The sequence below is a fragment of the Flavobacterium sp. UW10123 genome (genome assembly GCF_040538975.1).
GTDB lineage: Bacteria > Bacteroidota > Bacteroidia > Flavobacteriales > Flavobacteriaceae > Flavobacterium.
In genome coordinates this window covers 117,194-130,926 of sequence record NZ_JBEWQE010000015.1, presented here as the reverse complement: position 1 = coordinate 130,926, position 13,733 = coordinate 117,194, and the positions used below count along the sequence as shown (strand labels likewise).

Below are 13,733 nucleotides of genomic sequence, written 5' to 3'. Positions count from 1 at the left end.
GTAATATGCTTATAGATAGTTGCTTTTATGATTTTTGGTAAGTACTACAGAGATGTAGTTTTCGTTTTAGAGATTTCTAAAAAGAGGGAATGAGAGATTTTAGTAAATGATAAAATCATCTTCAATAATCATGTAATCAATTCCTGAGAAGTTGTCCAGCAGATATTGTTCTTCGTCTGTAATAGCAGTCGCAGGGTTTAGGTTTCTTGAATTATAATATTCAACAATGTCTTTTTTAAAAGCATCTCTTCCTGTTTTTAAATCTTTGTAAACAGAAAGATCTTCTGTAAGGTCAAATTGGTCATTGTCTTCTAAAATGTCAAATACTTTCTCTATGCTTCCATATTCTTGTAGAGAAATGTCAAAAATGTTCTGATTTTCTTGCGGTTTAATAGTTTCCATCGATTTTAATGTTTTGTAAATCGTTGACATCTAACGTTTTTACATGAAATTTGTCATACGATAATTGTTTGTCTATTTCGTTTTCTAATCGCAGTCTGGAAGTTGCATCCGGACTGTTGATGTATTTTTTAATTCCTACACCAAGAATTGGAAATTCTTTATAACTTCCTTTTTGGCTTAGCAGTAAATGTTCTATGTTTTGCTGATCTGAATCTTTAATAGCGAAGTCTCCGCCTTGAATTAGTAGATCTTCATCTATGATAAAATCTTTCATATTTTGTTACTGTTTAAGGGATTGTTTGTTAAAAATGTGTGTGGATTTTCCTTTGAATCTGCGCGCCATATCCATCGGATTTGATAGTGTAAAAATACATCATGCTTCTGCCTTTATCAAGATTTTTAAGCTTCAGATTCTGTAGTTTCAGCAAGATGTTTTTGTTGTATTTCAGTGAGTTAAGAGCGTTTTACAACTAAACTGATAATGAATTCAAAAATCAATTTTAGGATATTGTTTTTAAAAGCATTTAATTTAATTTTTGATATTCCGGCAGTTTGTAATGCTTGAAGTGAAATTAAATCTATCTGACTTTTTAAGAGCCATTCTAGTTCTTCTTCATTAATTCCTTCATTGGCATAAAGAACAGTCCAGCGTTCCAGTTTTTCGGCAGATGTTTCTAAAAAAGTTTTCAAATCCTTTTCCAATCCAGGTTTAAAATCTTTATAACTTTCAGCTATAAGAAGCCGTACTTTTTCTTTTATTTCTTGTACTAAATTATTGGTGTTCATTTTCTAAGAGTTAAGATTGATTAGTTCTAAAAGCTGTTCTTTTGATTCTTTATCTTTGTTGATTTCGTACTGAATGAGCAGATCTAGAGCACTTAAAATTTGTTTTTTAGATTCATCAATAAAGAGAGGAGATAAAACTTCTTTACTTTCCCAGCGTTTAAAGAATCCTGCTAAGAGATTTTTTTCCTTATTGCTAAGAATCTGCCACATCGCAAAAGTAATTTTGTTATTAGGTTTATTCTTTTCATATTCTTGCAGCTTTTCAATTTCCAGAAAAAGGGCTTCAACCTCTTGTTTGTGATCTTGATAAGGCGTAACAGCTTTATCCATAATTTTAATTGCTTCCACTTTAATTTCAGTTGTTTTTTGATACGAATAGGAATCAAATAAAGCAGTTCTAGTTGAATCACAAGAAGTTGTAATGAAAGAGAGAGCAATTAAAAAAGCAATTAATTTTAAATGTTTCATATGATTATTTGTATAAGATTACATAGTTTTTTCTGTCACGTTTTAGTCGGCTGAGTAATTTCCAATCGTCATATCCTTTTTTGTCAAAGTGCGGAAGATCTTTAAAAGTTTTCCAGTCTCCACCCCAGTTCCACCCATGTTTTTTGAAGATATCAACGCATTCCTGCCAATCTGAAACTTGGTCATCATCCCAATCTTTTGCCGTGTCCCATGAAGCAGTTTTTCCATCTATGATTAAACAGATATCTACTGCAAATCCGTAATTGTGAATCGATTGTCCGCCTTTGGCATTGGTTACTTTTTTTCCTGGTTTGGTTCTGCCAAAAGCATAAAGATCTTCCTGTTCCTGAAAAGTTCTAAGTCCTTGAGTAATGCGTACTTTTGCTCTTCCAGTAAGTGCCAAATCACATTCTTCGATAATTTTGGTAACTTCTTCTCTTACTGAAGGATGAAGCAAATCAATGTGTTTTTTTGTTGTTTGATCCATGTTTATGTTTGTTAATGATTTAAGAATAAAAGCCTTTCCCGATTGCCTGAAAAACAATCACGGTATTAAATTGGCGGTAAGATTTTTTGTGTTTTTGAGTTTTTTAGAATTGAAAAAAACTCTTATTTACGATCTCATTTTGAGATTAAAATGTTGTTTTATTTAGACTGTAAAAATACGTCTAAATATAATGTTTTTAAAATATTATGGCTCTGTAAGACAGTAGCTTCAGTAGATGAAAGAATGTTTTTTTAGAGGATTTTGCATTTTTAGATTGAAGAAAAATGCAAAAAAATACCCGTTTCTCGAGCTTAGAAAAACGGGGGCATAATTAAAAGGTAAAAAAATATTTTTTATGCATTATCTGTATCCTTCAGTCCATAAAGGAACATCGTAAAAATAATTATCAAAACTATCTTTCTCTTTCTTAAAGGTGAATTTTTGTTTAATTTTTGATACTAATAAAACGATTTCTTTATATGTTAGTTTATCAATATTAATATTGTGACTTTCTTTATCAATCGCTTTTTTTGTAATTATGTTTCCATTTATATATTCATATTTATATACATGATAATTCTTTTCACCAGACATAGATACTGAATATACGGGCATTAATTTATCATCTAATAAATAAAGCGAATTGGGAGTTTCTTTCCTAATTTTAAAATCAGGTAAGATGCAGACAATTGCGAAATTTAATTTTAGCTTTTTATCTATAAGAATTCGAGTTTTGTATTGGTCAGATATGACCTTGTAATTTTTATCACAAAACAAAACCTTACATTTATCTAATCGATCTTTTCCAAATGTTTCAAAAGAATTATCACAGATGTATTTACTTTTTATGAGTTTGTCAATATCTGATAGATACTCGATTCTAATGTCTTTGTCAATACATTGTTTGTTTTGCGAATTGCAATAGAAACTTATAAGCAAAGAAAGGATTATTATTTTTTTCATTCTATTTAGTTTTTGTACGGAATAATTTCTGGGTCATTAATTCTTAAATAAAGTACCTATAGTTTTGATTTGATACTAGCATTTCTCCATTATTATATCTTAAAGAATAAATGATTTTGCTAATCTTTTGGTTATTGTAGAAAAAACTTATAGTTAATACACCGTCATTAAAGGCAATAGTTTCTTTGATCAAATATCCATTTTTATCTAGTATGTATTCGAAATTGTTAATAATGGAGTTAAGAGGAATAAATAATGTTATTTTGGATGGACTAAATCTTATATTGAGATTTAGTTTTTTAGATTTGAAAATCGTTTGATTATTTCTGCTTGTTTTTTGAAAACTCTCAATATTGGCCAGTAAATTTTGAATATCCTTTACTTCGCTGGAAAGCATAAAAGGATTGTCTATTTTGATGTTTTTTGTAATTAAAAAATCATCGTAAAATTCAATATTTGAATAGTAATTGGATGACCAGTCATTTTTATTATTTTTGTCAGATCCGGAGAAAGCGTAATCAAATTTACCATTTTTATATTCTAGATTAGTTTCCTGATACGATTCTCCATTGCTACTAAAATCTTGATATTTAACTAGTTTTTGAGATTCATCAAAATAATAATTACATATCTTTTGATTGTTTATAGTCAGATTAATTTTAGAATGTTTTATTGTGGGCTTTTTGTTTAAAGTTATATATCCATCTTTTTTTATCATTTTATTGCAACTTATAATTGTTGCAAATATTAGAAGAAAGAGAAGTTTTTGGATTTTCATTACTTTATACATTTCTTATAGGATATATACCCTCACAAAAATTGATAACAAATAAATTATAGGAAAACAAGCGAATATAATTTTTGGGTAAAATATTTCTCTTTTCATTAGCATGTAAATTATTGCAATTACAGAAAAAACTAGACTTAAGGAAAATGAAGAAAAGATTAATAAAGTTCTTAATTGTCTTTCTAAAGTATATTCAGGAATAAAGCATATAATTGCATAAACTATAAAAAAAACTATTTCGAAAAAAACTAATTTATTTATTCTTAATCCCATCCTCTTGCTTTTTGATTGTAATATTGATAATTCTAACCATTTTTAATCGCAAAAAACAATCTTAAATTTGTAATTTTAATTAGTATCATAGAGTAATAAGACGGTTGGTTTAGAGGTGTTCTTTATAATAAAATAACTAACAACTTCTTTATTCATATAATGTGTTCGATTTATAGCTTCTAATATAAGAATGCTTTCCTTGCTCGTAGCATTCTTAAATGTGTAAGTTGTTGAAATATAAAAATATGGATTAGAATATTTTAAATCCACATTATTTTTTTTTACAATTTCATCTATACTTATTTTGTTATTTTTTATAGTAAAAAAATCATCATGGAATTTTTTATAATCAGAAGGGGTATATTCATATGTGTTGAAAAAAACGTTATCAGCTATTTTTACTTTTTGTAATTTTAATGAATCTTTGCTATTAGTCATTGTAAAACCTTTGACATAATATTTTATCTCTTGTTGATTGACTAGACTATAGTTGTCAATATTAATTTTATTTTCTTTTAAAAGATTTTTAAGATCCTGCTCTTTTTTTGTCGGTTTGTTTTCAGAGATACAACTAGATAATGTATATAGTAATATAATAATGATAACGTAATATTTTTTCATTTTATTCAATCGTTTTGTATTTTTTTTCAGTGTTGGTTTTTTTTAGAGATTTTCCATATTCTCTTTTTTGAAAGAAATGTCTTGAATCAAGAGATTTTATATAATATTCTCCTTCATGCTCTCCATTTTTATAGCCTAACCAAGAATTGGTACCACCAGTTGGGTCTTTTTCAGGATATAACTTTGATTTAATTACAGCGGCTATTGTGTTTCTCATATCTTCATCCATTAAAGTTGTACCTCTCGCGTTCCAAAAACGTTTGCCCGTTTGATTTGAATAACCTCCCGAAAGATACTTATCTTTTTCAAGTCTTCCACTTGCATCTTGCATTAAATAAAAATAAACTCGATTTTCATTTTTCTTCCCTATACTTTTGTCATTATATGCATTTTCTATAGTGTAGGCATAAAACTCAGGAATTTTATATCCGCCTTCTGCATAAATCCAATTGGCTCTATCTAGCATCTGTGAATGTGAGAGTCCTGTTTTTTCAGTAAAATTAATTAGCTTGCTTATATCCATTTTAGTTTCAGCAGTCTTATTTCCTGTGTCATAAATTTTATATCCATCATTTTCAACTACATAAACTATATTGTTTAATTCTCCATTATTGCCTAAATATAGACCATTTTTTGAATAGAAGTTTCCCGAGTATTGTTTAGAATCAATTAACGTGGTTTGATCAAATTTATTTGATTCGTCAGCATAAAATGTCTTTGTATAAGTCTTGTCATTTTGTTTAACAAACTTCTCCATCTCTGCAGCATTCCTATCATCCTCAATCTGCTGTCTCCAAATGTTGAGCATAATTTGTCTAAACCTTGCCATTTCAGAAGCGCTGGTGTCATTTAGTTCTATCGTATGGTTTTTAATAATCATGATTTTGGTTTTTACAGAAAGAGATAAAAAGATGCTTTTTTAGAGAATTTCTACTTTTACAGGTTTTGGCTGAATATGGTCTGAAAATGCTGTGGTGATGTTAAGACGTAAATCGTCTTCTTGTTCGATTTTACCATCACCGCCTAGATAACAGTTTTTAAAAAGGACTTCCAGAGCTTTAAATTCATCCATTTTTGAAGCTTGTAATACTGCTGAACGAATACTGATATCTGGTTTTTTGAAATAGGCAAAAAGGGTAGTGTCGTCATCATCTTTAATAGTGAGTTTGACTACTTTATTGTGTTTGAATTTCCATTGGTTTAATTGTGCCTGAGTAATATTTCCGTCAAGAACTTCGGTTTTTTCTGGAGCTGTTTTTTCCATTCTGAAATGTTTTTTTTATTAAAAAAGAGACTGCCTGAGCTATATTTCAGGACGAAATGCTCAAGGCAGTCTTCTGAAGTAATTAGACTGTTTAAAACGGACTGCTAAAAGAGCTGATAAAATAATTTGCTGCAAAAATCATGTTGCTTAGAACTTCTTTTTTGCGTAACGCGATGAGTTTGGTTTTCTCTTTGAGTCGGTTTTCTTAAACAGCTTTTATGGTTTAGGAAAGTATTTTTAGCAGATTAGTTCCACTCAATATGAGAACAGATCAAATCGAAAGAAACAGCAATCTTAGTGTCTCCTTGGCTAATTCCTCTGCTGTTTGAGTTGAACTCGCAATTTCTCACTGTATGTGTGATAACTTCGTTGCTATCATCTAAGTAGCTTACAATGATACTGAAAGGGTTAATATCCTGTAATCTTTGTCCTTTTGGCAAAGCAGCTAAAATAGCTTCTACTTCGTAATTATATAAAGTGATCGAAGCTTTTGCTTCATATTTCCCTCTTCCTCTATGTACTGGCATGTCACCAGCTCCGTAATGGTTTTCTTTAGAAACTGAGTCGCTGTAATTTACTGCTGTAATACCAGTAACAATATTACCTGCAATGCTTACTTCAATTGATGACCAGCTGTGTTGTTGTCCGTTAATTAATGGCAATTTATTCATAGTGTAGCTTTTGTTTGTTTTTGATATTTGAGACAACGTTTAGTGACTATCACATTTAGATGTCTTTATTGTTTTTAGAAATTATAATTTATAAAAATTATGCTTTGTCAATTCCGAAAGGATTTTTGAATCCTAAATCGACCATAATCTTACGCGCAGTTCCAACAGGAGTGATTTCGGCTTTTACTTTTAATTCAGAAGTTGACAAAATGTTTTGTTTCGGATCTACATAAACATCAAAAGCAGACACTTCCTGATTAGCCACCATTCCTTCTAATGCATTTCTGCATAAATCTTCGAAACTTTTAGAAACAGATTGAGGTAATTTACCATCAATATCAACTAAAACCGGAGAAGCCAATTTTGGCAATAAAGCAGTGCGCAATAAACGAGTTGCTTTGTTTACAGTACGGTTGTTTTCGATATAAGCGAAATCGGAAGTTCCAGTTGTACAAGTGTGGCTGTCATTAAAATATACTCCAGCTAAACCTGTGTGAGTTTGCGTAAAAATGTATCTTTTTTCGTTTAAAGTTCTTAAGTCTCCAAGAGATTTAATTTCTTTTCCGCCAACAAAACCTGGTTTTGCAAATCCGTTGCCTGTTAGATTGAATTTTTCGATCCAAGCGATGTTTTCAGATACTTTTGCTTTAGATAAAGCTCCTAAAGCTAATCCAACTGCAGCAGTATTTTTGTATGATTCTTGGAATGCAAATTCAAGAACAACTGAACCGTCTTTTTTCAAGCCATCAGCATCTCTTACATTGTAAATGTCTGAAGAGCTTTGAGAAGGAACTAATTCTTCACCTGATTTCAAAATGTAAGCTTTGTTGGTGTCTTGCTGAATTAATTTTTGTTCAAAAGCTTTTTCAATATCCATAGCAATCACGACAGAAACATTTTCTGAATTTAATAAAGCTAAAGAAGGTGAATCTGCTTCTATAGCAGGATTAAAACCTTTTCCTTCTAAAATGATTTCAAATGGCATATAATCGGTATAGGCAAGATCTGCCTGTTCTTGTGCAATGGCTAATGCATCTTTTGTTTGAGCAAATGTGGTATCGCCAGAAAAGATAATTGCCATTTGACGAATGTTTCCGTTTGCTTTTTCCTGCATGCTCATTGCTTTTTTGACAGTATCACCATACACTTCTGTGCCTACAAGCATAACATATAAATCGCCAGAAGGATTCATTCTGAAAAACTGCTGAATTTGGTAATAAGCAGATTGTCCCTTGATGTCGTAGTTTTCTGTGATGCCAAGATTTTCAGCATCTTCTAACGATGCTAAGCGCTGGATTTGGTCAAATTTTAATTTTGAAGTTTCTAGACCGCTAAAAAGCAATCCTGAAACCATGTCCTGCTCAGGATTTCTTCTTCCTAATCCGCCTGATAATTTGGTAATTACTACATCGTTTAATGTACTCATAATATAAATTGTTTTAAATGTTTAAAATGTGTTTTTGGGTTTTGCTCAGAAAGGGCAAAAGAATGGCTGTAACAAATAGTTAAATTTGTTAGTATGAATATTTATGACTTGAAAATGTGATTGTATTCTTAATCCAAAAGTTTTGGATTGTAAGTTTTGAACCTTCTGTAATATATGGTTCTTTAATTTCATTTTACCTTAGGCCTGCGGTAAAATTTATCTTTTGTTTGTGAGAACAAATTTAGGTCTCAATACCTGATTTTCCAATTTTTTGAAGTGCAAATACCAGTAGTTTCAGTGCTTTATGCTTTTGCTTCTGTAGCAAGACCTTCGTTTATGATCGTATAAATAGTGCGTTCTGTAAGGAATAAAGTGTCTGAAAGTTCTGCAACTACAACCTTCATTTGTTTGGCTTGATTAGTGTTAATATAGTTCATAACATAATCTCTCCTTTTGTCTAATAATGTTCTGCTTCTTTTCATGATTTTTCGGTTTAGAATGTATGTTTATTTTTTTGTTTCAAATGGCTTTGTATAGTTGTGCTGCAGTTCTATCAGACTAAATATTGGTACTTAAATCGACATTTCCTTCAACTTGATTTGGATTTATTTCGATTATATCTGAAGTTAGATTGTAACCGAGTTCTTCCAATTCTTCATTACTCAATCCGTTATTGAAAAGGATGTATTTCTTTTTTAAACTGTTTTCGATCAAAGTCGTTTTATAAGCAATCTCCCAAATGAAATAATCGTTTTTATTCCAGTAATCATACTCATTGCTGTATTGTTTTTCTTTTACCTTAAAAGTTGAATTAGTATCAATAAGCGTATTATTGTTATTTACTGATAATATAGATTTATCAATACGTTGCGCAATTTCAAAAACCTCTTCATAATTTGGAGAAAGAGCACTTCCGATTGGCATTACAACATAAAGACAAAAAGAGACATCTGCTTTGTAGTTTTTTTCAGAAGAGGTTTCCCAAGCTATATTGTCATACTTAAACATTACTACAGGTTTTTCTATAGATGTTTTAAAAACAGCGTCACTATATAAATGAACTGTAAACGCATCAGAATTAAATTCTGTTTCAATGGCGTTTTTCTTTTCGTTATAAAATTCTTTTAAAATCATATGTTGGATTATTTTTAAGCAAATTTAAAACATATGTTTTGGTTTTGCAAACATATTACGTATAAAATTGCAGTAATTTCAGTAATATGATTTAACTGTTTGACTGTGAATATGTATGATAGTTCCTGTTTTTGTTAAAATTTAAGTATTGATAATCAGTGTTTTGTGAAATTTTTATTTAAAATTGTGATTATTAGTCATATATTGTGTAGCTTTGCAACATATACTTGAAGTTTTGCTTTAAGTAAAACATATTACATAAAACGATAAACGAGTTGCAGTATGGAAATACATGATAAAATAAAACGTATTATAGACGAAATGAAGTTGAACAATAACTCATTTGCGAAGTTAATTGGAGTTACAAGTACAACTATAGACAGTATCACAATTGGAAGACTACAAGCCGATGGAGAAAGAAAAAGAACCAAACCAGGTTTTGATCTTCTTCAAAGTATTATTACGCATTGTCATGTAAATCCAGAATATTTTTTTGGAGATAGTGAAGATATTTTTGCGAATAAATCTAGTAATGCGGTTAGTTTACATGTACCGAAAATTATAACAGTAAATGAAGAAGGCGATGAAAACATCAATTTTGTTGGAGTAAAAGCCCGAGCAGGTTATCTAGACGGATATGCTGATCCTGAATATATGGAAAGCCTTCCTTCTTTTAGTATGCCGATGCTTAAAAACGGAACTTATAGATGTTTTGAGATTAAAGGAAATTCGATGTCAACCACAATACATGATGGAGATTACCTTTTTGGAAAATATGTAGATAATTTTGATGATATTCTTGACGGAAGAATTTATGTTATCGTCAGTAAGAATGATGGAGTAGTGGTAAAAAGGGTTTTAAATAGAATTAGAGAAAGCGGAAAATTGATATTAAAATCTGATAATAGAGACGGAAATTATCCAATGTATTCTATTTATGCCGAAGACATTCTGGAGGTTTGGTACGCAAGTATGTATGCATCCAGACAAATGCCCGATCCAATCAATATTTATGAAAAGCTTCATGCACTCGAAAGTAAATATTTTGAATTGGAAGAGGCTCTGAAAAAGAAGTTGAATTAAACTAGTAAAAGTTTACGCTTATAAATGAAAAAGAGAAAGTCTTAAACAATAAGGCTTTCTCTTTTTTATTTGATATATGTTTTGATGTACTCTATTCTGTTTTACTCTTTAAATATACTAATTTGACAGGAACTCTATTTGAATATATTTTACCATCAAATAAAACATATCCATTTTCTTTGATTTCTCTTTTTTGATCCTCAGTTATTTTAGATTTGGTGAATATGGAATCATTTTTTAGAGAAATTGATCCCTGATTTGGTTTCAGTTTTTCTATATTAGAGAACCATCTTTGGTCATCTCTGTATGGTAAATTAATTATTGAAGTAAAATATTTTGTTTGTTGAGGATAGAGAACAAAACCTTGTAATGATCCATCTCGAAAACCAATTTCCTTAAAAGTGTAAAATCTGTCAAGTTTGTTTTTCTTAAGAAAATTATCAATAAGAGCTTCTCTTTGTTGGATTTCAAAACCTGTCATAGTACCACAAAATATTTCTGCTCTTGTAGAACGTCCGTCTAGTACCGTATTATTTTTGTACAAACTAAAATCTAACGAATTTAATGGAGAAAAATCCTTTTTCCCAACAGCTTCACGATAAAGATCTCGCTCCAATGTTCCAATAGAATTCTCATTAAACATTATGAAATATTTTTTATCAGAATTGTTAGTTATGCTATAGTGAATTATATTTTTTGATAAACTATCGTACTCTTTATTTGGCTGATAACGAGTTTCTATAAAATCATAGCTTTTTAAATTATCTACACAAACTATCTCATTAGTTAACAGTTCTATTTTTAAATCTTTTTTATCCTTGTTACAAGATAAGAGGGTTAAAACAATAGATATCAAAGAGAGTGATTTTTTCATTTGTGACTTTTAAAACTGATTTATGATGGTAGATTTTAATTTTCTTTATAGGCATCATTTAATATGCCGTCTTCATCCCTTGGTGTTAACTCTTCTTGAGGTTCTTCTAAATTTGCTCCAAACATTTCCATAATAAGTTTTTCTTTTTCAGCACAAAGATCCAAGCCTTCTAATTCTTTATTGCTAAAACTTGTTCTTCGAAATATTTGACTAGGAAATGCGATGTAATCTTTGGGTTTTCCATTTTTTACAAATAGTAAAATAATTTTAGGATAGGTATTTTCTATACGACCGCGTAATGTTTTTTTGTAATTTATAATAGTTACATTGTCATATTTTATTAAATAGTAGTTAAAAAGAATATCTGAAATTTTATTCATCTGTTCTTTTATAACCAGTTTTTTTGAATCGTGAAATTTTGGTTTGAGATAATTTCGAGGCTCTTTATCGGCATAGTATTTTGGTGTAACGACGTATACAGAATCATATTTTGAAAAAGGAAACAATTTTTTTCTTTCTTCTAAAGGTATCTTGAAAAAAGGGACTAAAGTATCGCTTGGTTTGCTTGGATCTGGAGGTGGCGGAGGCGTATTCAATAAACTATCGAGAAGTTTTAGATTTTCATGATAAAATTCACAATTCGTATCACAATAATTATCTCGTAATTCTTTTAGCTTTTTTTCTTGTGCATTAGTTATAAATGCAAAGAATAAAATTAACCTACTAAATATCTTTTGTAAGTTCATATTGTTAAGGACGTTTTTTTTTCTTTTAATATAAAAAAAATAAAGATTCACAAAGAGTCTTTTATTTTGAATTTATTTTACAGTTAAGTTATATTTAGTTTTTACTCCAAGTGCATTAAAATATTTTTCTAGGTGCTTATACATATTGTCACTCAAATCTAAATTTTCAATTTCACCAAAAGTTTCTTTTGTTTTGCATTCAAAGCAAATTTCTAAATAATCAAATACTTTGTTATTCTCATCAAAGAAAAGAATAGCATTTCTAGGTAGATAGCAACCTCTGGTAATTTCTGAACAACTTATATTCAATTTTGAACAAGTGTTGTATAAGATGTCTGACAGCTTTTCGATTTGAGGAAATGTTAACGTTTTTATTTGAGCTACATTTTCTAGGGATAACGAATCTAAATTCTTTCTCGGTAATTCAAAAGGAGTTTTATATTCTAGATTTGTTATATTGGTTTCATGTTTTTTGTTTATTGTGTCAGTTATTAAACTTGTGACTACATTTTCGTTATTTAAATTTAAGTTATAAGAAATAATTTTTATCTGAGAGGATTTATTAAATGGATATAAATTAATTCGTTTTGAAAGATTAAAAGTTGTAATATTTTCTTTTTTAAGATTGACTTTAGATTCAGATAATTTGTTGTTTTGCGACTTATTTTGCGCATTCACTATAAACGATACTAAGAAGATTAAACTTAAAATATTTTTTTTCATTTTTATAAATTTATTGTTTAAAATCAGGATACTTATTTTCTACTCCCTTTTTCCATAAGTCAAAATTATTTTTCCCATATTTTTTTATATAAAACGTCTCCCACGAATTTGAAAAATATTGCTGAGCATATTCTAATTTATCACTTTGATTTTTTGTTAATTCTTTTTTTCGATCTATTAAGTCATATATTTTTGAACGATTTTTACTGTATATCCATAAATCTTTTTTTGTTGTAACTGTTTTTTTTTCTTCGGAGTCGTAATATATCCACCCATCTGTTCTTATCCAGTCTTCAGAAGCAACTAAAAAGTTGTTTAAAATTGAACCATATCCATTATAAATTAACTTTCCCTGTTGTCTATAATCATTATTTTGACTAACCTTGACGTAATTAGTGCATCCAAAAACTTTAATTTTTTTATTTGAAAAACTAGCTAATTCAATTAAGAAATCAGGAGTTTTTCCTTCCCAGCAGGCTACAGAGAACAAACAGCCATTGTCAAGTAATTCATTTATTATTATTTTTAAGCTAAAAAAGGCTTCAATCCATTTTTTAGGAACACCGATAATCTTTTTTTTAGATTTATCAGCTGACTCAATATTAAATACTGTAATAGTTTTGCTTTTCTCAAAAACATCAGTTATATATTTATCATCAATTTCTGCAGGTTCTTCACCTGCTAATAAAATCGCTTTCTTTATTTCTTTCATAACCGCAGTGTCCAAGTGTACTTTGTTTGCATCATTGAAAGAACGATCTGAATAAGTATATCCATGATGAACAATACAAATGTTTTTATATTCGTATTTGTTATTAAGTTCTTTAAAAAATTGAATATCAGCAAATGTTCTAATGTACTTTACAACCCAAATGTCATTTTTTACATCGCTAAATTGTTCTATACTGTCATCATCCAAAACAATTAAAAGGTTTATTTTTTTCTTATCTACAACTAACGTTTTATCTTGAAAACTAGTATCTCCATTTACTTCTTTTATTCTAAATATTCTTTCCATTTGTAGT

General features: G+C 29.3%; 19 protein-coding genes. 1 reads left to right on the top strand and 18 read right to left on the bottom strand.

Going from position 1 to position 13,733, the window contains the following annotated elements; genetic code table 11:
• Positions 1 to 99 precede the first annotated feature (99 nt).
• The 14 genes from ABXT06_RS17975 to ABXT06_RS17910 all read right to left on the bottom strand — a co-directional run bounded on the left by ABXT06_RS17975 (position 100) and on the right by ABXT06_RS17910 (position 9,282).
• Positions 100 to 402, bottom strand: coding sequence for a hypothetical protein (locus ABXT06_RS17975; protein ID WP_111376180.1), 303 nt, complete (start codon positions 400 to 402; stop codon positions 100 to 102).
• A complete protein-coding gene (locus tag ABXT06_RS17970; protein WP_008461929.1) occupies positions 389 to 676 on the bottom strand; it encodes a hypothetical protein in 288 nt (95 codons plus the stop codon). The genes ABXT06_RS17975 and ABXT06_RS17970 overlap by 14 nt, the downstream gene beginning before the upstream one ends.
• A 179-nt stretch (positions 677 to 855) precedes the next feature.
• On the bottom strand, positions 856 to 1,188 hold the full coding sequence (locus ABXT06_RS17965; RefSeq protein ID WP_354591969.1) for a hypothetical protein: 333 nt from the start codon (positions 1,186 to 1,188) through the stop codon (positions 856 to 858).
• A 3-nt stretch (positions 1,189 to 1,191) separates the two neighbouring features.
• Positions 1,192 to 1,656, bottom strand: coding sequence for a hypothetical protein (locus ABXT06_RS17960; protein WP_354591968.1), 465 nt, complete (start codon positions 1,654 to 1,656; stop codon positions 1,192 to 1,194).
• Between the two features lie 4 nt (positions 1,657 to 1,660).
• A complete protein-coding gene (locus ABXT06_RS17955) occupies positions 1,661 to 2,143 on the bottom strand; it encodes a M15 family metallopeptidase (RefSeq protein ID WP_008461932.1) in 483 nt (160 codons plus the stop codon).
• Between the two features lie 360 nt (positions 2,144 to 2,503).
• Complete coding sequence (locus ABXT06_RS17950; protein ID WP_354591967.1) at positions 2,504 to 3,106, bottom strand: hypothetical protein; 603 nt, start codon at positions 3,104 to 3,106, stop codon at positions 2,504 to 2,506.
• 43 nt (positions 3,107 to 3,149) lie between these two features.
• Positions 3,150 to 3,824, bottom strand: coding sequence for a hypothetical protein (locus ABXT06_RS17945; RefSeq protein ID WP_354591966.1), 675 nt, complete (start codon positions 3,822 to 3,824; stop codon positions 3,150 to 3,152).
• 417 nt (positions 3,825 to 4,241) lie between these two features.
• Positions 4,242 to 4,787 carry a hypothetical protein gene (locus tag ABXT06_RS17940; RefSeq protein WP_354591965.1) on the bottom strand — a complete coding sequence of 182 codons (546 nt, stop codon included), beginning with the start codon at positions 4,785 to 4,787 and terminating at the stop codon, positions 4,242 to 4,244.
• Position 4,788: 1 nt separating this feature from the next.
• Positions 4,789 to 5,667, bottom strand: a complete 879-nt coding sequence (locus ABXT06_RS17935; protein ID WP_354591964.1) for a hypothetical protein — start codon at positions 5,665 to 5,667, stop codon at positions 4,789 to 4,791.
• Between the two features lie 39 nt (positions 5,668 to 5,706).
• The gene (locus ABXT06_RS17930; RefSeq protein ID WP_354591963.1) at positions 5,707 to 6,051 is read right to left on the bottom strand and encodes a hypothetical protein; all 345 of its coding nucleotides are present in this window, start codon (positions 6,049 to 6,051) and stop codon (positions 5,707 to 5,709) included.
• 245 nt (positions 6,052 to 6,296) lie between these two features.
• On the bottom strand, positions 6,297 to 6,722 hold the full coding sequence (locus ABXT06_RS17925) for a hypothetical protein (RefSeq protein ID WP_008461938.1): 426 nt from the start codon (positions 6,720 to 6,722) through the stop codon (positions 6,297 to 6,299).
• A 97-nt stretch (positions 6,723 to 6,819) separates the two neighbouring features.
• On the bottom strand, positions 6,820 to 8,148 hold the full coding sequence (locus ABXT06_RS17920) for a DUF2586 domain-containing protein (RefSeq protein WP_354591962.1): 1,329 nt from the start codon (positions 8,146 to 8,148) through the stop codon (positions 6,820 to 6,822).
• A 302-nt stretch (positions 8,149 to 8,450) separates the two neighbouring features.
• Complete coding sequence (locus ABXT06_RS17915) at positions 8,451 to 8,630, bottom strand: hypothetical protein (protein ID WP_035690512.1); 180 nt, start codon at positions 8,628 to 8,630, stop codon at positions 8,451 to 8,453.
• A gap of 76 nt (positions 8,631 to 8,706) precedes the next feature.
• On the bottom strand, positions 8,707 to 9,282 hold the full coding sequence (locus ABXT06_RS17910) for a hypothetical protein (RefSeq protein WP_354591961.1): 576 nt from the start codon (positions 9,280 to 9,282) through the stop codon (positions 8,707 to 8,709).
• 282 nt (positions 9,283 to 9,564) lie between these two features.
• On the opposite strand from ABXT06_RS17910, the gene ABXT06_RS17905 reads away from it, so the two are divergent.
• Entirely contained in the window at positions 9,565 to 10,365 is an 801-nt protein-coding gene (locus ABXT06_RS17905) for an XRE family transcriptional regulator (RefSeq protein ID WP_354591960.1), read from the top strand.
• A gap of 91 nt (positions 10,366 to 10,456) precedes the next feature.
• Here ABXT06_RS17905 and ABXT06_RS17900 read toward each other — a convergent pair whose 3' ends face one another.
• The 4 genes from ABXT06_RS17900 to ABXT06_RS17885 all read right to left on the bottom strand — a co-directional run bounded on the left by ABXT06_RS17900 (position 10,457) and on the right by ABXT06_RS17885 (position 13,726).
• On the bottom strand, positions 10,457 to 11,239 hold the full coding sequence (locus tag ABXT06_RS17900) for a hypothetical protein (protein WP_354591959.1): 783 nt from the start codon (positions 11,237 to 11,239) through the stop codon (positions 10,457 to 10,459).
• Between the two features lie 35 nt (positions 11,240 to 11,274).
• Positions 11,275 to 11,985: a hypothetical protein gene (locus ABXT06_RS17895; RefSeq protein ID WP_354591958.1), complete on the bottom strand. Its 711-nt coding sequence runs from the start codon at positions 11,983 to 11,985 to the stop codon at positions 11,275 to 11,277.
• Positions 11,986 to 12,057: 72 nt separating this feature from the next.
• Entirely contained in the window at positions 12,058 to 12,708 is a 651-nt protein-coding gene (locus tag ABXT06_RS17890; protein WP_354591957.1) for a hypothetical protein, read from the bottom strand.
• A gap of 10 nt (positions 12,709 to 12,718) precedes the next feature.
• Positions 12,719 to 13,726 carry a hypothetical protein gene (locus ABXT06_RS17885; RefSeq protein ID WP_354591956.1) on the bottom strand — a complete coding sequence of 336 codons (1,008 nt, stop codon included), beginning with the start codon at positions 13,724 to 13,726 and terminating at the stop codon, positions 12,719 to 12,721.
• Positions 13,727 to 13,733: the final 7 nt, after the last annotated feature.